Source organism: Roseomonas sp. KE2513 (assembly GCF_016107305.1).
Lineage (GTDB): Bacteria > Pseudomonadota > Alphaproteobacteria > Acetobacterales > Acetobacteraceae > Roseomonas.
Genome location: NZ_RCVR01000024.1, coordinates 1 through 17712, shown reverse-complemented (window position 1 = coordinate 17712; position 17712 = coordinate 1). Strand labels below are relative to the sequence as shown.

At 69.6% G+C, this 17712-nt stretch carries 16 protein-coding genes and 1 pseudogene; 11 read left to right on the top strand and 6 right to left on the bottom strand.

From position 1 onward, the window contains the following. Nucleotides 1-3 precede the first annotated feature (3 nt). The 4 genes from D9599_RS20700 to D9599_RS20685 all read left to right on the top strand — a co-directional run bounded on the left by D9599_RS20700 (nt 4) and on the right by D9599_RS20685 (nt 4354). Complete coding sequence (locus D9599_RS20700) at nt 4-492, top strand: (2Fe-2S)-binding protein (protein ID WP_198383198.1); 489 nt, start codon at nt 4-6, stop codon at nt 490-492. Further along, a complete protein-coding gene (locus D9599_RS20695; RefSeq protein ID WP_198383197.1) occupies nt 489-1994 on the top strand; it encodes an amidohydrolase family protein in 1506 nt (501 codons plus the stop codon). The genes D9599_RS20700 and D9599_RS20695 overlap by 4 nt, the downstream gene beginning before the upstream one ends. After that, nucleotides 1991-3430, top strand: a complete 1440-nt coding sequence (locus D9599_RS20690; RefSeq protein ID WP_198383196.1) for an amidohydrolase family protein — start codon at nt 1991-1993, stop codon at nt 3428-3430. The genes D9599_RS20695 and D9599_RS20690 overlap by 4 nt, the downstream gene beginning before the upstream one ends. Nucleotides 3431-3502: 72 nt before the next feature. Beyond that, the gene (locus D9599_RS20685; protein ID WP_198383195.1) at nt 3503-4354 is read left to right on the top strand and encodes a fumarylacetoacetate hydrolase family protein; all 852 of its coding nucleotides are present in this window, start codon (nt 3503-3505) and stop codon (nt 4352-4354) included. 137 nt (nt 4355-4491) lie between these two features. Here the strand turns inward: D9599_RS20685 and D9599_RS20680 are convergent, their stop codons facing one another. Then, the gene (locus tag D9599_RS20680; RefSeq protein ID WP_198383194.1) at nt 4492-5307 is read right to left on the bottom strand and encodes an IclR family transcriptional regulator; all 816 of its coding nucleotides are present in this window, start codon (nt 5305-5307) and stop codon (nt 4492-4494) included. Nucleotides 5308-5529: 222 nt separating this feature from the next. On the opposite strand from D9599_RS20680, the gene D9599_RS20675 reads away from it, so the two are divergent. From D9599_RS20675 to D9599_RS20660, 4 genes are all read left to right on the top strand, one after another. Then, nucleotides 5530-6588: a dihydroorotate dehydrogenase gene (locus tag D9599_RS20675; protein WP_309228673.1), complete on the top strand. Its 1059-nt coding sequence runs from the start codon at nt 5530-5532 to the stop codon at nt 6586-6588. Nucleotides 6589-6625: 37 nt separating this feature from the next. Then, the gene (locus D9599_RS20670; protein WP_198383192.1) at nt 6626-7600 is read left to right on the top strand and encodes a tripartite tricarboxylate transporter substrate binding protein; all 975 of its coding nucleotides are present in this window, start codon (nt 6626-6628) and stop codon (nt 7598-7600) included. A gap of 12 nt (nt 7601-7612) precedes the next feature. After that, complete coding sequence (locus D9599_RS20665; protein ID WP_198383191.1) at nt 7613-8512, top strand: hypothetical protein; 900 nt, start codon at nt 7613-7615, stop codon at nt 8510-8512. 76 nt (nt 8513-8588) lie between these two features. After that, on the top strand, nt 8589-9533 hold the full coding sequence (locus D9599_RS20660; RefSeq protein WP_198383190.1) for a DUF6282 family protein: 945 nt from the start codon (nt 8589-8591) through the stop codon (nt 9531-9533). Between the two features lie 4 nt (nt 9534-9537). Here D9599_RS20660 and D9599_RS20655 read toward each other — a convergent pair whose 3' ends face one another. The 5 genes from D9599_RS20655 to D9599_RS20635 are packed head-to-tail and all read right to left on the bottom strand — an operon-like array spanning nt 9538 to nt 14526. Continuing rightward, complete coding sequence (locus tag D9599_RS20655; RefSeq protein ID WP_198383189.1) at nt 9538-10041, bottom strand: aromatic-ring-hydroxylating dioxygenase subunit beta; 504 nt, start codon at nt 10039-10041, stop codon at nt 9538-9540. After that, complete coding sequence (locus D9599_RS20650) at nt 10038-11381, bottom strand: SRPBCC family protein (protein WP_198383188.1); 1344 nt, start codon at nt 11379-11381, stop codon at nt 10038-10040. The genes D9599_RS20655 and D9599_RS20650 overlap by 4 nt, the downstream gene beginning before the upstream one ends. Before the next feature lie 47 nt (nt 11382-11428). Further along, nucleotides 11429-12409 carry a tripartite tricarboxylate transporter substrate binding protein gene (locus tag D9599_RS20645; RefSeq protein ID WP_198383187.1) on the bottom strand — a complete coding sequence of 327 codons (981 nt, stop codon included), beginning with the start codon at nt 12407-12409 and terminating at the stop codon, nt 11429-11431. 33 nt (nt 12410-12442) lie between these two features. Next, entirely contained in the window at nt 12443-13537 is a 1095-nt protein-coding gene (locus tag D9599_RS20640; protein ID WP_198383186.1) for an isocitrate/isopropylmalate dehydrogenase family protein, read from the bottom strand. Between the two features lie 56 nt (nt 13538-13593). After that, entirely contained in the window at nt 13594-14526 is a 933-nt protein-coding gene (locus tag D9599_RS20635) for an amidohydrolase family protein (RefSeq protein ID WP_198383185.1), read from the bottom strand. A 122-nt stretch (nt 14527-14648) separates the two neighbouring features. On the opposite strand from D9599_RS20635, the gene D9599_RS20630 reads away from it, so the two are divergent. The 3 genes and pseudogenes from D9599_RS20630 (at nt 14649) to D9599_RS20615 (ending at nt 17621) form a co-directional block, all read left to right on the top strand. Further along, nucleotides 14649-15542: a LysR family transcriptional regulator gene (locus D9599_RS20630; protein ID WP_198383184.1), complete on the top strand. Its 894-nt coding sequence runs from the start codon at nt 14649-14651 to the stop codon at nt 15540-15542. A 115-nt stretch (nt 15543-15657) separates the two neighbouring features. Next, a pseudogene (locus D9599_RS31475) lies at nt 15658-16629 on the top strand (tripartite tricarboxylate transporter substrate-binding protein). 11 nt (nt 16630-16640) lie between these two features. Then, nucleotides 16641-17621 carry a tripartite tricarboxylate transporter substrate binding protein gene (locus D9599_RS20615; protein ID WP_198383181.1) on the top strand — a complete coding sequence of 327 codons (981 nt, stop codon included), beginning with the start codon at nt 16641-16643 and terminating at the stop codon, nt 17619-17621. Nucleotides 17622-17712 lie beyond the last annotated feature (91 nt).

Sequence of the window (17712 nt, the reverse complement as noted above, 5' to 3'; positions counted from 1 at the left end):
ACCATGGACCACCCGGACGAACCCACCGCTGAGATCGCGCTCACCCTGAATGGGGAGCCGACCCGCGCCCGCGTGCCGCTGCGCCAGAGCCTCGTGGACTGGCTCCGCCACGGGCAGGGCCTTACCGGCAGCCATGTCGGCTGCGAGCACGGCGTCTGCGGCGCCTGCCATGTGCAGGTGGACGGGCGCGTGGTGCGCGGTTGCCTCATGCTCGCCGTGCAGGCCGACGGCACCCGCGTCGAGACGATCGAGGGCGCCACCGAAACCGGCCGCATCCGCGCCCTGCAGGACGCCTTCTTCAACCGTGCCGCCCTGCAATGCGGCTTCTGCACGCCGGGGATGCTCCTCCAGGCCGCCGAGTTGCTGGCCGCGAACCCCGCCCCCTCCCGCGCCGAGATCCGCGAGGCGCTGTCGGGCAACTACTGCCGCTGCACCGGCTACCACGCCATCGTGGATGCCGTTGAGGCCGCGGCCGCCGCGCTGCGCGCATGACGCGCCTCCTCATCGCCGGCGCGCGGCTGCTGGACCCCGAGAGCGACGACCTCCATCGCCCGCCCGCCGCCGACCTCCTGGTCGAGGACGGACGCATCGCCGCGCTTGGTGCAGAAGCCACCGCGCGCGGCGCCGGCGCGCCTCGACTGGAAGCGAAGGGCCTGCTCCTCACCCCCGGCCTCGTCAACGCGCATTCGCACTCGCACGACACGCTCCTGCGCGGCCTCTTCGAGGGGTTGCCGCTGGACGCCTGGGGCGCCCTCTCCTTCCCCTCCGCTTGGCAGCGGCGCCCGGACGCCGAGGTTCATCTCCGTACCCGCCTCCACGCGGCAGAATGCCTCATGCACGGCATCACCACGGTGCAGGACATGGTGACGCTCCAGGGCGCCGACCGCGGCCAGGCGGAGGCGGTGATCGACGGCCACCGAGCCATCGGCCTGCGCGCCCTGCTCGGCTGGCAGCTGGCCGATCGCGGCATGGCGGAAACCCTGCCCTTTGCCGCCGAGGTCCTGCCGCCCGACATCCTCTCCTCCCTTCCACGCGCGAGCGACCCCACGCCGAGCATGCGCCTTGTCGAGTCCCTGCTCGACGCCGTGAGCGGCCGCCTGCTTGGCAGCGTCCTCGCCCCCTCCGCGCCCCAGCGCTGCTCACCCACGCTAATCCGATGGGCGGCCAACCTCTCACGGGAGCGCGGGCTGCCAGTCTGCACCCATCTCTATGAGACCCGCGCCCAGGCCGTCCTAGCGCGCACTGCCTATGGCGAGGATGGCGGCTCCCTGCTCAGCCATCTCGCCCGTCACGGCCTGTTGAACGAGCGGCTGGTCATCGCCCATGGCGTCTGGATCACGCCGGAGGAGATCGGTCGTCTTGCGGAGGCCGGCGGCCACCTCGCGCATAACCCCGTCGCCAACCTCCGGCTGCTGAACGGCGCGGCCCCGCTGCGACACTACGCGAGCGCCGGCACCGGCATCGCGCTCGGCTGCGATAACAGCAGCGCGGGCGACGCGCAGAGCCTTCTTTCCGCGATGCGCTTCGCCGCGCTGTACCTTTCCCTCCAATCCACTAGGCCCGAGGAAGCGTCGGCCGAGGCCTTCCGCGCCGCGACGCTCGGCGGCGCCCGCGCGCTCGGCCTCACCGGCGTCGTCGGCGGGCTGCGGCCCGGCCACCGCGCCGACCTTGCGCTCTTCGACCTCTCGGATCCCGCCTGGGTGCCACTCAACAGCGCCGTCCGCCAGCTCGTCCACGCCGAGCCCGCCCGTTCCCTCCGCCACGTGCTCGTGGAGGGCGAGCTACTTCTCCGGGACGGCCGCCCGACGCGCTTCGACCCCACCGCGCTCGCTGCCGAGGCGGAGGAAGCGCAGGTCGCAATAGCCGCCGAGTACGCCGCCCTCCGCACCCGCCGCGCCCCGCTGGTCAGCGCACTTCTTGCCCTTGACGCCCGCGCTCGCCGGCATCCGCTGGAAATCGACAGTCTCCTCCTCGACCAAGGGGCACGGCATTGATCCTCGAGGGACGCCCGCTCCGCTTCGGGGCGGCCTGCCCGGCTTGCACCCCCCTGCGCCTCACCCTGCGCGCGGACCACGTCGCCGCCACCGAGCCCGCAGGCCCTGAGGCGGCAGCCAACATCCTCATGCCGCCCTTCGCCAACGCGCACGACCACGCGCGCGGCATCCGCCCCACCGCGCTGGCCGCTTTCGACCTACCACTGGAAATCTGGCTCGCCACCATGACTGGCGCACCGGTCTGCGACCCCTGGCTGGTGGTTGCCGCCGCCCTTGGCCGTCAAGCTCTCGGCGGCTGCGGCGCCATCATGATCCACTACACCCGCCCCCAGAACCCGGCGCGATTGGAGGATGAGCTGCGGGACGTGGTGCGCGCCGCCCGCGCCGTCGGGGTGCGCGTGGCGATCGCGGTCTCCATGCGCGACCGCAACGCCCTCGCCTACGCCCCCGATGAAGCGATCCTCACCCGCCTGCCGCCCGAAACCCGCGCGCTGGTGGAGGCGCGCCTCGTCGCCCCGCCCCGCTCGCCGACCGAGCAACTGCGTCTCGCCGACGCCCTCGCCGAAAGCTGCGACGACCCGCTGGTCACGGTGCAATACGGTCCCTACGGCCTTGAATGGTGCTCGGACACCCTTCTCTCGGCCATCGCCGAGCGCTCCGCCACCACCGGCCGGCACATCCACATGCACCTGCTCGAATCACGTCTCCAACGCGAGTACCTGGATGCCGAGCACCCGGATGGGCCGGTCCGCCATCTGGACCGCCTCGGCCTCCTCTCGCCGCGCCTCTCCCTCGCGCACTGCACCTGGCTGCGGCCGGAGGAGATGGAGCTGCTGGCCGAGCGCGGCGTGACGGTCTCGGTCAACACGAGCTCCAACCTGCACCTGCGGAACGGTATCCCGCCCATGGCCGAGATGCACCGCCGCGGCGTCCCCCTCGCGACCGGGCTCGACGGCTTCACCGTGGATGATGACGACGACGCCTTCCGGGAGCTGCGCCTGAACGCCCTGCTCCACCGCGGCACCTCGCTGGACGAAGGTCTGCCGCTGGACGCCCTGTTCAGCGCCGCCTGCGCCGGAGGCCGGCAGGCAGTCACTGGCCAGGCGCCTGCGGAACCGATGGCGGAGGGCGCCCCCGCCGACATCATGGTGCTGGACCGCGCCGCCCTCTCCGCCGACCTCGTGCTCGAGAGCCCCGACGCCGCCCTCGTCGCCCAGCGCGCCACGCGCGGCGCCCTGCGCCGGATGGTGGTGGCCGGGCGGGAAGTGGTGCGCGACGGCGCCCTCACGGGCCTCGACCTTTCCGCCCTTCAGGCGGAACTGGATGCCCAGGCGCGGCGCGGCGCCGAGGGCGCACGCAACTGGCGCGAGGCCACGGCTCCTCTGCGGGAGGCGCTGCGGGGTTTCTACGCGGCCGGCCTGCACCGCTGCGGCTGAGGAAGGCGCCCCATCGACGGCGGGCGGCGCTTTCCTCTACCAAACCTTGCCGCTGTTACCGGAGCCCTCCCGATGCGCCTCTGTATTTTCGACGACAACCGGCTTGGCCTTGTCCAGGGGGAGCTGGTGCACGACGTCTCCGCCGTGCTCGACGCGCTGCCCGCCGGCCGCTACCCGTTGCCACGCCACGACCTGCTCGTCGCCGCCCTGCCAAAACTGCGCGCGCCCATCCTGGCACTTGTGGACGGGATGCCCGGTGTGCCGGTCGCCTCGGTCCGGCTGCGCCCGCCCGTTGCCAATCCCGGCAAGATCGTCGCGGCGCCCGTGAACTACCGCAAGCACCTTGAGGAAGCCGAAGCGGACCCCGCGACCTTCCACGCCGCCCATGTCCGCAAGATCGAGGAGACGGGCCTCTTCCTGAAGGCGACCTCCTCCCTCGCCGGCGCTTCCGACACGCTCCGCCTCGTCCAGCCCGAGCGTCGCACAGACCACGAGGTGGAGCTTGCCGCCATCATCGGCACCCCCTGCAAGAACGCGACGCGCGAGACCGCGATGAGCCACGTCGCGGCCTATGCCATCGGTCTCGACATCACCATCCGCGGCCCGGAGGAGCGGAGCATGCGCAAGTCCCCCGATGGCTACACCGTCCTCGGCCCCTGGATGGTGACGGCCGACGAGATCGCCGACCCCGCCGCTCTCGACCTCTCCCTCGACGTGAACGGAGAGGCACGGCAGCGCGCCAACACGCGCGACCTCCTCCTCGACATCCCCGAGCTGATTGTCTTCGCCTCTCGCTTCTACACGCTGGAGCCGGGCGACATTATCCTCACCGGCACGCCGGAAGGCGTGGGGCCGATCCGCCCGGGCGACGTGATGCAGGCGGCCATCGGTGGAATCGGCACCATGACCGTCCAAGTGGGTTGAGAAGCGGTCGCCGGGCGCACATCCATGCCCCTTTTGAGGCCATCACTGGACAAGAATGGACACTTGGGGCGTCGCGGGACCTGCTGCAGCGCGCGGAGCTGTGCTGCCTCCTGAGCCACTGCCTCACCGGCAGAGGGTCAGCGCCGGCGCTCCGCGGGCGTCGGCACGCGCGTTCCGAGCCCCTGCCCCAACAGCCGTGAAGCCTTCTCCGCCACGAGGCGAATGGCGCTGATCAGCGGCGGGCCCGGCACCGTCGTGATGTGCTGGATCGAGCCCACCAGGGCGATGGAGGCCACGAGCCGATCCTCGTGATCGTGGATCGGCACCGCCAGCGCGTTGCAGCCCAGCAGCGTCTCCTCCGGCGCGGTCGCGTAGCCCTGCTCCCGGATGCGGGCGAGTTCCGCCGCCAGGCTGTCCGGGTCCGTGATCGTGCGGTCCGTGAGTGGGGCGAGCGGCCCCCGCAGCACGCGATCCGATGCGGCCTTGGATCCAAAGGCGAGGAATACCTTTCCCTGCGCGGAGGCGTGCAGCGGGAGCTCGCTGCCCGGGCGTACGCCAATCTCGATCGGATGGGTTCCCGGATGGGTGGAGACGACGAGCGCGCCCTGCGGCGTCGGCGTGCTCAGGACCACGGCCGATCCCACCGCGTCCCGCAGCTCCCGCATCGGACCATCCAGAGTCTGCGCTAGGTCCCATGACCGTGGCGCCAGATAACCGAGCAGGAAGGCGCGCGGCCCAAGCCGGTAGCGGTTCGTATCGGCGTCCTGGATCACGTAGACGCGGTCCACGAGCGTCTGGAGATGGCGAAAGATCGCGCTCTTCGTCGCATTCAGCGACTGCGCGATCTGCGTGACGCCGATCGGTTCTCCCGCCCAGGCGACGGTCTCGAGCACGGAAAGCACCGTGTCAGCAGCCCGCACACCGGGTGGATCGAGATTTCGCGGTGCTGGCATGGCCACCCTGCTGTTCGCGAGAAAAGAACATCATATGAGGAATACAACTAGGAATGTCCAGCCGCGCAAAACAGGCTTGACCATCGCCGACCCACCACCTACCAATTTTGGAACAGCGTTCTTTGTGCGCGAACCCTGAACCCGATGGGAGAGAAACATGTCGCGCAATTCGCGGCGACCGGCGGTCGCACTCCCCAGCCAGCCGTCGGAGCCACGCTGCCGGTGACCTCCCGCCTGCAGGCCGGTTTCGGCCGAACCCTCATTAAGAATCCCGTGATCGCTGCGGCGGCCGAGCACCTGATCGAGGCGGAGGGGATCCGCGCCGCCATCGAAGCCGGCGCCGGCGCCGTCGTCGTGAAGTCCACGAACGAGACGATGGCCGGCAAGGATCAGCTCGGCCGGGCCGAATACGTGGCGCTGGATGCTGGCTGGAACCCAGTTCCCTGGAATGCCAGTGCTCCGCCGGAGGTGACGCTGGCCAGCCGCTCCGGCATGTCGCCGCTTGGCTTCGAGGAATGGCTTGCCCAGAACGTCGCGATGGACCGGTTCGCCCGCGACCGCGACTGCCTCCTCGTTGCGAGCCTCGTCATGGCCGATCTCTCGGCCTCGTTGGAGCTGGCACGCGAGATCGAGAAGGCCGGGCTCCGCGCGCTCGAGTTCAACATCGGCACGCCCTATGCCAGCCAGGCCGCGAAGGGCGTGGTCACGACGGAGCTGCAGCCGAGCCGCGTCGGAGAGCTCGTCGCAGCCATGCGCGGCGCCGTTTCGCTCCCCCTGTGGGTGAAGCTTACCGGCCAGTCCGAGCGCGTTCCCGAACTGGCCGAGGCCGCCTTCGAGGCCGGGGCTGACGCCGTGGTGATGGCGGGACGGCTGCTTGGCATGGTGCCCGACCTCGACAGCATGACGCCCATGCTCGGCACCAGTCTGGGCATCGGCGGCTACTGGAATCTGCCGCTCACCTGCCACTGGCTCGCGCTCACCCGCGCGAGGCTGGGACCCGAGGCGGCGCTCATCGGCATCAACGGCGCGCGGGACGGGCGCGACGTGGCGCGCATGATGCTGGCAGGGGCGAGCGCCGTCGGCATCGCCTCGCCGGTCATGCTGCGCGGCGCCGGGGTCCTGCGCGACGCAGTCTCGTCGCTGGATGCATACCTGGCCGCCAAGGGACTGACCGCAAAAACACTCGTAGGCCGCGCCGCCGACACGCGCAGGACCTTCGCGCAGATGCCACCGCTCAACGAGAACTGGCGCCGCTACGTCACGGCGGAACAGCAGGGCTGAACGGCCAGAAAAGAAACGTCACCAGGGAGGAAGACAGATGACCATCGCCCGCCGCGCCCTGCTCGGCACTGCTCTCGCCGGCACGGCACTCGCCCAGCCCGCCCTGGCACAGCGCGCCTGGCCGAACCGCCCGATCCGCCTCGTGCTCGGCTTCGCGCCGGGCGGCGTGGGTGACCTCACGGCACGCATGATTGCGCCGAAGATCTCGGAAGGACTGGGGCAGCCGATCATCATCGACAACCGGCCCGGTGCCGCGGGGATCGTCGCGGCCGAGCCCGTGGCCCGCGCCACGCCCGACGGCTACACGATGCTGCTGCTCACCACGACGAACAGCACCGCGGACGCGACCTATCGCAGCCTTCCCTACGACACGAAGCGTGATTTCGCCCCCGTCGCCCGTGTCGCCACCTTCGACCACGTGCTGCTGACGGCAGCCAACAGCCCCTACCGCACGTTGAAGGACGTGATCGAGGCCGCCCGCGCGAAGCCTGGCAGCATCAATCTCGGCTCCATCGCCGTCGGCAACGCGCAGCACCTCGGCGCGGAGCTGCTTCGCAGCATGGCGGGCGTGGAAATGACCGTCGTGCCCTACCGCTCCACGCCGGATCTCATCAACGCCACCACCACCGGCGACGTCCATGTCGCCAGCGAGATCCTCGCTCCTGTGCTCGGCCAGATCCAGGGCGGGCGGCTCCGCGCGCTCGCCATGGCCTCCGCCGAGCGCTACCCGCTGCTGCCCGACGTTCCTACGGCCACGGAACGCGACCTTCCAGGCTACGTCGTCGGCTCCTGGAACGGCGTCGCCGGCCCTGCCGGAATGCCGCGCGCCGTGGTGGAGCGCATGAACAGCGAGATCGGCCGTGTCCTCGCCCTGCCCGAGATCCGCGAGAAGCTGCTCGAACTCGGCGTCACCCCCGCCTTCACCTCCCCCGAGGATTTCGGAGCCTTCATTCGCACGGAAGGCGAGCGTTGGTCCCGTATCGTCGAGGAAGCGAACATCCCCAAGCAGTAGCGGACACTGATTATGTACGACCAGACCGACCCGCGCGCCGCCCTCGCCGCGCCTCCCGCCGGCCCCGCGCCCGTGCCGACCACCTTCAGCCCCGCGCATTACGAGCGCTTCTACGAAACCCCGCCAGTGGAGCAGGACGCGGCCGCACGGCACTGGTACGCGCGGGCGCAGAACTTCCTGGTCGCCTATACGGAAGCCGAGGCCGGGGCTGTGCTCTCGCGCGACGCCCAGCCCGACGAGTACGCCGTGCTGCTGCCCGATGCCGGCATCGAAATCGCGGTCGAGGTGTCCGGCACCCGCCATAGCCTCTCCGGCAACAGCCTCGCCTTCATCCCGCCCGGAAACAGCCGCATCGAGGTGCTGCGACCTGGCCGCGTGGTGCGCATCCTCACGACGCGGGCGGAAGACCTCGTCGCGAAATGCTCCAACGCCGCGGCCTATGCTGCGCATGACCCGAACATCCCGCCGCTACGCCCCTGGCCGGAGCCGCCGGGCGGGCTGGTCTTCCGCGCCTACAGCCTGGACGTGCCGCCGGACCCGAAGCGTTTCGGCCGCATCTGGCGTTGCACCACGCTGATGGTGAACGTGCTCGACCCCGCCGACGGCCCGCGCGACCCGCGCAAGATGTCCCCACACCACCACGACGACTTCGAGCAGGGCTCGCTCGTGCTCGATGGCGCCTACACGCACCATCTCCGCTGGCCCTGGACCACCGACATGACGATCTGGCGGCCCGACGAGCACGAGTACTGCCGCGGCCCCTCCCTCACCGTCATCCCGCCGCCCTCCATCCACACCTCGGAAGCGAAGGAGGCCGGGCAGATGGTCGACCTCTTCTGCCCACCGCGCGAGGACTTTTCGAACAAGCCGGGTTGGGTGCTCAACGCGGCCGACTACCCGATGCCGTCGTGAGGCCGCCTTCCACGACATCCGATCCGACCCAGGGATCCGCCCCGGCCCCGACAGCCGACCAGCCCATGAGGACAGCATGACAGAAGTAGGCAGCAAGGACGCGGTGGAGCAGCGCGTGGACGCCCTGCTGCAAGGCGCGATCGACCCGCATGTCCATAGCGGCCCCTCCATCGCCGAGCGCGCCATCGACCATCTCCAGCTCGCGGTCGAGGCATCCGAGGCGGGCTTCGCGGCAGTCGTCACCAAGGACCACGACTACAGCGGCGTCATGACGGCGGCCCTCATCGCCAGACACCATCCCGAACTGAAGACGAAAGTCTATTCGAGCATCGTGCTCAACAACGTGGTCGGCGGCTTCAATCCCTATGCCGTCGAGCACATGGCGGCCATGGGCGGGAAGGTCGTCTGGATGCCGACCCTCGCGGCCGAGAACCACCTGCGTTGGGAGAAGACCGCGGGCTGGGTCCACCCGGCCTCCACCCAGAAGATCCGGCCGGCGGCGGAAATCCCGGTTCTCGACGGCAGCAAAGCCGTGCGGGACGAGGTGAAGGAGGTTCTCGACATCATCGCGCGGAACGACATCGCCCTCGCCAGCGGCCACCTGCACATCAGCGAGACATGGCTCATCTTCGAGGAAGCCCGCCGGCGCGGCGTGAACCGCCTCGTCCTGACGCATCCGGAGGACATCGTGGACGCCTCGATGAACGACGTGAGCGGCATCGCCGCCATGGGTGCCTTCGTCGAGCACTCCCTCTGCATGTTCCTCGAAGGGTCCAAGTTCAAGACCTGCGAGGAGGAGGATCTGCGCAAGCACATTGATGCGGCCGGCGTAGGCCAGACCATCCTCTGCTCCGATCTCGGGCAGACCGGCGTGTTCAGCCCGATCGAGGGCTTCCGCCGGGGCATCAAGCTCTGCATCAAGCTTGGCTACTGCGACGAGGAGATCCGTAAGATGGTCTCGCAGAACGCCGCCCGCGCGCTCGGCATCGAGGCGGACCTCCCGGCGCCGATCCCGGCTTGAGGCGTCACACGCTGTAGAAGTCCAGTGCTGTCGGGATCACATCGTTGGTCAGCAGCACCTTCTTGCGCGCGATCCGCCATGTCCCGTCTTCCCCCCGGCGCAGCCCATGCTCGTATCGCCCAAAGAGCATGTGCTGCCGCGACACGCGGGGGTCGAAGTCGTGCACGATCCAGCTCGACGTCACCTCGATCATGTCCGCCGTGGCCTGCATGGGCAGGATGTTGGTGATCATGTGCACGGTTCGCGGCAACGGCAGCGCCGTCACCGACTTCCGTGTCCGGATCCGCATGATCCGTTCCTCAAGGCCGAAGCGCGAGTCGTGATAGATGAGCGAGACCTCGCGGTCCGGATCGCTCGTCGTGCGGTGCTCGTCGAGCCAGGCGGGGATCCAGAACACGGCGTCCTCGGCATAAAGGGCCAGCCAGGCATCCCATTCCTGCCGGTCGAGGTGCAGCCCCTCGCGGTACAGAAGATCGGCGCAGATTACCGCCGCAGCAGGATCCATCATCGCGCCGCCGTCCCTTCGCCGCCCGAGACCAGCCGCCGCCATTCGCGATAAGCGGCGTGGAAACAGGTCTCGTCGCCGAAGCCGAGCGTGCCCACAGCCTCCGCCAACGGTGTGATCCCGATCTCCGAGGCGAGCGAGCTGGCGCCGCTGCCGCCGCCCAGGCCACGTGCGTAGCCCTGCGTCCACCCATCCGTATCGGCCGCGTAGCCGGACTGGCAGTACTCGTACATTACATTGTCGTCGGAGGTCGCGAGGCCCGTCGGGTTGAAGAAATCCTCGTACTGCCGGATGCGCAGCCGCCGCGCCTCCGCGTTCTCGCCAATCGGCGCGAGGCAGTGGGAGGTCATTTCCGTGCGGTCTGCCGCCAACGGGCGCCAGGTGCGTAGCTGCAGCGAGACGATGTCGATGATCTGCAGGTTGGGGAAGATCGTCAGGTTGCGCTGGCGCAGCATCCACTTGGCGCGCGCCTGGCCCACGCGCCCGCGGACCTCCTCCAGCCGCTCCGTGTCCACCGCCAGTGGACGGAGGCCCCTCGGCGGATTGCGGATGGACCACATGACGGAATGGCCATGGGCGAAGCTGAAGCTTCCCTGCGCCTCCGGATCCGTCTCCGGCGGCGGCTTGATGCTGGGAGGGTTCCGCTTTGCCCGCTGCTGCAGCACATCCACGTAGGAGCTGTGCGTGGAGGTGAAGTGGTAGAAGTCCAGCCCGTTCTCCAGCTGCAGCTTCCAGTTGGCATCGTAGGTGTATGTCACCGGCCCCGGCACGAACTCCCAGCCCGTGGAGCTCTGGTCGAGCACGAGATCCAGCATGCCGCGCGCTTCGCCAAGATACTCCTCCAGCGGCGGCACGTCTTCCGAAAGGCTGGCGAAGAGCAGCCCGCGGTAGTTGCCGAAGCGGGGAACGCGGATGAGGTCGTGGCTCTCGCGGTCGAAGGACTCCGGGTACTGCCCGTCCTCCCGGTCCGTCACGAGGGTGTTCCGCCCGGCGCTGTCGTAGGCCCAGCCGTGATAACGACAGACATGATACTTCTGCCGCCCCTTGCGGAGGGGGCAGACCACCGCGCCGCGATGGCGGCAGCTGTTGAGGAAGAGGTGAAGCTGCCCCTCCGAATCACGGGTCAGCAGTACCGGCTGGCGCCCGATATAGGTCGTGAGGAAGTCGTTCGGCCGCGCGACCTGGCTTTCCAGCGCCACGAAGACCCATGTTCCCTCGAAGATGCGCGCCATCTCCAGCTCGAACACCTGAGGATCGCGGAACACGTCGCGATGCACGCGGAACACGCCCTCCGCGGGGCGGTCCTCGACGAGGTCGGCGGCACCTCGCGGTTGATTGGTCATGATCGACGCTCCGGATCGGGCCAAGGGCTGCCCGCTGCGTTGAATGGTCATTCGAGGACGATGTTCGAGCTGCGCGCGACCTCGCGCCACTTCGCCATCTCGCCCTGCAGGAAGGTCTCCAGCTCCGCCGCCGTCGAGGGCGCCGGCTCCACGCCTAGCGGGCGGACCTGCGTCGCGAAGCGCTCAGAGGCGACGACCTCCCGCAGGTCGGCAGCTATGCGCCTGATCGCCGCGGGCGGTGTGCCGGCGGGCGCCACCATCGCCTGAAAGGCGCTCACCGAGAAGCCGGGGAAGGTGGTGGCAATTGTCGGGTATTGCGGCGCGTCGGGCAGTGGCGCGTCCGTCGCCACGGCCAGCACCTTCAGCCGCCCCGCCTCCACATAGGGCCGCACGGAACTCCACAGGTCGAACATCAGCGGAACGCGGCCGGCCAGCACGTCCGTCAGTGCCGGGGCGCTGCCGTTGTAAGGCACGTGCTCCATCCGGATGCCCGCCTTCAACTGCAGCAACTCACCCGCCATCTGCCCGCCCGTCCCCGGTCCGGGCGAGGCATAGGCGATCGGGCTGCTCTCCCGCTTCGCGAAGGCAATCAGCTCTGCGAGGTTCTTCGACGCGAAGTCCGGCCAGGCAACCAGCACGAAGGGCGAGGTGACGAGCATACCGACCGCCGTGAAGGCCCGCGCCGTGTCATAGGGCAGGCGCGGCCGGATCGCGGGATTGATCACGAAGGAATTGGTGGCGACGCCGATGGTGTAGCCATCCCCCGCCGCCTGGGCGAGCGCGTTCGTACCGACGATTGTGCCGCCGCCACCGCGGTTCTCCACGACGACGGGCTGCTTCCACCGCTCAGACAGCGCCTCCGCGATGATCCGCACGATGACGTCCGTCGGGCCACCCGCCGCGAAGGGGACGATGATGCGCACGGGCCGCGTCGGAAAGGCGGTATCCTGCGCCATGGCACTCGCTGCAAAGGCGGCGGCGCCTACGCCGGCGATCGACACTGCCCGCCTGGTTAACACACGCCCCATGAACTCCTCCCCAATCATTCCTTCTTTGCAGAGTCAGGCGGGTACAGGCATAGCGCGCAGCCGCGCGGCGATACCCGCACCTGTCGCGGCCGTGCCCAGCCTTCCGCCCACGTCCTGCGTGGCTTCACCGGCCGCCACGGCCTCCGCCACCGCTGCCTCAATCGCGCGGCTCGCGCCGGCGAAGGCTTGGCTGCCCAGCCGGTCCGCGTGCCAGTCGAGCAACTGCGCGGCGGAGAGGATGAGCGAGAGCGGGTTCGCCCGGTCCTGCCCCGCGATGTCCGGCGCCGAGCCGTGCGCCGCCTGGGCCATCGCGTGGCTCGTGCCCGCATTGACGGAGCCGCCGAGGCCGATGCTACCCGAAAGCTCCGCCGTCAGGTCCGAGAGGATGTCACCGAACATGTTGGTGGTCACGATCACGTCGAACTTCGCGGGGTCGCGGACGACATGGGCGCACATGGCGTCGATGATGTACTCGTCCAGCGCCACTTCAGGGAACTCCGCCGCCACCTTGCGGCACTCCTCGAGGAACATGCCGTCTCCGATTTTCAAGACATTCGCCTTGTGCACGGCGCTCACTCGCTTGCGGCGGGTCATCGCCAGGCGGAAGGCGGCGCGGGCGATCCGCTCGCAGCAACCGCGCGTGATGCGGCGAAGGGAGATGCAGACATCGGGCGTCACCAGCATCTCACTTCCGCCGGATTCCATATTACGGTCGGCGTAGAAGCCCTCGGTATTCTCTCGCACCACGATCAGGTCGAACTCGGAAACCGCGTGGTGCTGCACACCCGGATAGGTGCGCGCCGGCCGGATGTTGGCGAACAGATCGAGCCGCTTCCGGAAGAACATGGATGGGTTGATCCCGCCCTTGCTCTCGTCCGTGTAGTCGAAGGTGGACATCGGGCCGAGTACTAGCCCATCAGCCGCCCTCACCTTCTCCAGCAGCTCCGGCCGTACGGTGATGCCGTGCTGCTGTAGGCTCTCATGGCCGGCGATATCGGACTCAAGTTGCAGCCCGAGCCCGAAGCGCTCCGACGCTGCCTCCAGCACCTCCACCGTCGCGGCCGTGATCTCGGGGCCGATCCCGTCCCCGGGAAGGACGATAAGGTGCATGGCGTTGCGCTGAGCCATTGGTTCACATCCGCTGCTGAATACGATGTTGTGCCGGCTCTCCGGTCGGCAGCCGCTCAACTGAAGCCATAGAGCCGCGCCGGGTTCTCGACCAGGATGAGGCGGCGCGCCTCCGCGTTCGGGAACCACTCGGCCAGCCGGTTCAGCGCGGCCCCATCGTCGATGGGGTTGAAGGGCTCGATGGCCGCGATGTCGGTCCGCGCACCGCCCGGATGCGGCCAGTCGCTGCCCCAGACCACGTGCTCCGGATTCGCCTCGAAAAGGGCGCGCGCCAGCGGCCCCGCATCGGCGCAGTCCGGACGGTCGGAGATGCGATGTGGCGCCGAGATCTTCACATAGGCGCGCCCGGCCCGCACCAGCGTGAGCAGCTCGGGAAATCCCGCCTGCCCGGTGCCCGCTTCGGCGCGCGCCCGGCCGAAATGATCCACCACCAGCGGCACCGGCAGCCGCATCAGCGTCTCGTGCAGCGCCCCGATCACCGCCATGTTAGTATAAGTCTGCACGTGCCAGCCGAGCGGCGCCACCTGGCGGGCAGCGGCTTCCAGCAGCGCGCCCGCGGCCGCGGGGTCGTGCTGCCCGGCTGTCTCGAGGTTCACGCGCACCCCGCGCACCCCGGCCGCGTGCATCTCCCGCAATTCCTCTGTCCCGAAGCCTGGATCGATGACTGCGACCGCCCGCGCTCGCTCACCCAACCGGCGCGAGGCATCCAGCGTGCAGCTGTTGTCCGTGCCGTAAGGGCTGGGGTGGACGATCACCACCCGTTTCAGCCCCAACGCGTCATGCAGCGCCAGAAGCTCCTCCACCGAGGCATCGCCGGGCGTATAGGCGCGGCCGGGATCGAAGGGGTAGCGCGCGGCCGGACCGAAGACGTGGACATGACAGTCGCAGGCACCCGCCGGCACCTCGAAGCCCGGCGCCGCATGGGTGACGCGGAGCACCGTCGCCTGGCGGCTGGCCCCGGTCGAGGGCGAGGCCCGGTCTGCATCCATGGTTCGTTCCTCCAGCGGGCGCGGAGGGTCTGTCAGGCCGCCTGCCAAGTCCAGTCGTTTGACCGCCAGCGCCCATAAACGGATTCTATGGTCCTGGCGCGTATAGCGAGAGCAGCTGGATAATGAACCTGAGACAGATGGAGGTCTTCTACGCCATCATGCGCACCGGCTCGGTCACGGCCGCGGCCCGGCTACTCGGCGTCACCCAGCCCTCGGTCAGCACGGTGCTCAAGCACTGCGAGGCGAGCCTCAGAATCCGCCTCTTCGAGCGCGTCGCCGGCCGGCTGCGCCCGACGCCCGAGGCGGAGGCCATCTTTCCCGACGTGGCCGCTATCTTTGGTCGGCTGGACGCCATCGGGCGCCTCACCCAGGATCTGGCGGGCGGAAGGCTCGGCACCCTTTCCGTCGCCGCGGCCTTTCCCATCGCGAACGGTTACCTTGCCAAGGCCGTCGCCGATTTCATGGAATCGCGGCCGGGAATGCGCGTCGCGCTCCAATCCCTTACCTCCCCACAGGTGGTGGACCGTGTGGTCAGCCGCGAGGTGGAACTGGGCATCGCCTACGAGCCCGTGGTGAACCCAGAGATCGAGACGGAGGTGCTCGTCCGCTCCGGCGTCGCCTGTGTCCTGCGGGAGAATCACCCGCTGGCCGCCCGAGCCGAGATCGAGGTGCGCGACCTCGAGCCCTACGCCATCATCACCTACCTGCCCCAGACCCTGCTGCGCGGCCCCGTGGACCGCGCGCTGAGCGAGGCCGGGGTGGTGCCCCGCATCGCCGTGCAGGTCAGCCTCTCGCTGACCGGCATCATGATGGCGTATCACGGGGTGGGCGTTGCGCTGGTCGAGCCCTTCCTCCTCGCCTCCATGCCCCTGCCGGGGCTGGTCGCCCGCCCCCTCCGCCCACGGATAGAGGTCTCAGCCCTGCTGGTGCGCGCCCGCTCCGCCCCACGCTCGGCCGCGATGGGCCATTTTGTTCAGCAACTGAAGGCGACCGTTGCGGCGCAGTACGGCGGTTAGGGCCTTCCCATTGCCTCATTCAATGGATTTCGCCCCTTTTCCTATTGGACGGTAATGGGGAGGGGGCGCAGTCTTTCCCGAACACCGCGGCACCGCGCGGGCAAGGGGAGGAACAATGCGTCGCAGGAGCCTCGCGCTCGCGCTCGCCGCCGGTGGGCTTGGCGCGGCGATCAACACGGCCCGCGCTCAGGAACCCTGGCCCGTCCGTGTCGTCCGCCTTGTCGTGCCGCAGGCGCCCGGCAGCCCCATCGAGATCCCCACCCGCATCATCGGCGACCGGCTCAGCCGCAGCCTCGGCGCCAGTTTCATTATCGACAATCGGCCCGGCGCGGGCGGCGGCATCGGCTCGCAGCACGTCGCGCAGCAGCCGGCGGACGGATCCGTCTTCCTTGCCACTAGTGCGGGAATCGCCATCGTGCCCACGCTGCAGCCCGCCCTGAACTTCGACCCGATCCGCGACCTCGATCCCGTCAGCCTTATGTGCGACGTGCCCTCGGGGCTGCTCGTCCGCAACGCCTCGCCCTTCGCCTCCCTGGCGGCGCTACTCGCTCATGCACGGGCCCGTCCGGGGGACCTCACCTACGCCTCTGGCGGCGTCGGCTCGGCCAACCACCTCGCCGGCGCGCTCTTCGCCGCCCTGGCGGGGGTGTAGATGACCCATGTGCCCTATCGCGGCGTCAGTCAGGCCGTGAACGCCGTCTATGCCGGCGACGTGTCGCTCATCTTCGGTTCCACGCTCGAACTCCTCCAGCATGTGCGCCAGGGGCAGGCGCGCATTCTCGGGGTGACCATGCCCGAGCGCGTTCCCGCCCTGCCCGAGGTGCCCGCCATCGCGGAGCAGGTGCCGGGCTACGCCGCGCCGAACTGGTTCTGCCTCATGGCTCCCAAGGGCCTGCCGGAGCGGCTGCTGAACCGCCTCAACGCGGAGATGGCGGCGATCCGCGACGCGCCCGACCTCCAGGCGCGCATGGCCGAGGGCGCGGCGACGGCCCGGCTGGACGGCCCCGGCCCGCTCGCCGCCCGCTTGGCCGAGGAGGTGCCGAAATGGCGCAAGGTTGTGGCCGATGCCGGCATCCGGCCGGACTGAAGGGGATGCCCATGCCGACCAGACGCCATCTGCTGCGCCTCGCCCCCGCCCTGCCCGCGCTCGCCCTGGCCCGGCCGGCCCTCGCAGCCTTCCCCGACCGCCCCATCCGGATCATCGTGCCCTTCGCCGCCGGCGGTAACGGTGACCTCATGGCCCGCCTCGCCGGGCCCCGCATGTCCGAGCGCCTGGGCCAGCCCGTGGTGGTGGAGAACCGCGCGGGCGCCGGCGGCAGCGCGGGGGCGGAGGTCGTCGCCCGCTCCAGGCCCGACGGCTACAACCTTCTCTGGGGCGCCGGCGGGCCGATGGTGAACAGCCCGCTGCTGATGCTCAACCCGCGCTACGACCCCTTGCGCGACTTTGCCTCAATCGGGCTGATGAGCCTCATGCCGATGGTGCTCGTCGTGCGCGCTAACCTGCCTGTCAGAAATCTCGCAGAGCTGGTGGAGCTCTCGAAAAAGGGGCCCGGCATCACGGTTGGCACATCCGGCGTCGGCGGCGCCAACCACGTGCCGCTGGAGCTGTTCAAGGCGGCGACCGGCGCCAACCTTGTCCATGTCCCCTATCGCGGTGGCGGGGCGGCCGCGCCGGACCTTGTCGCCGGCAATGTGGACGGGCTGCTCACCGAGTTCTCCACCGTCCTCGACCTGCACCGGGATGGCCAGGCGCGCATCCTCGCCATCACCTCAGCGCACCGCGCCCCACTCGTGCCGGAAGCGCAGACCTTCGTCGAGTTCGGCCTGCCGGACTTCGTCTTCTACACCTTCTCGGGTCTCTGGGCGCCCGCCGGGACGCCGGAGGAGGTGGTCGGCCGCCTCCAGGCCGCGCTCGCCGCCGCCACCAACGACCCGGCCGTCACCGAGCGCCTCGCCGCCCTCGGCGCGGAGGCCGCCAGCCCGCAGCAACAGACCCCGGCCGGCACCACCGAGTTCCTCCGCAACGAGATCACCCGCTCCCGCCGCGCGATCGAGCTCGCGGGGATCAAGCCGGAGTGACCCCTTACCCCAGGACCAGCATGCCCGCACCACCCCCGGCGCCGCTCGCGAACCCAGTCAAGACGCGCCTGAACGACGGCGAACCCGCCTT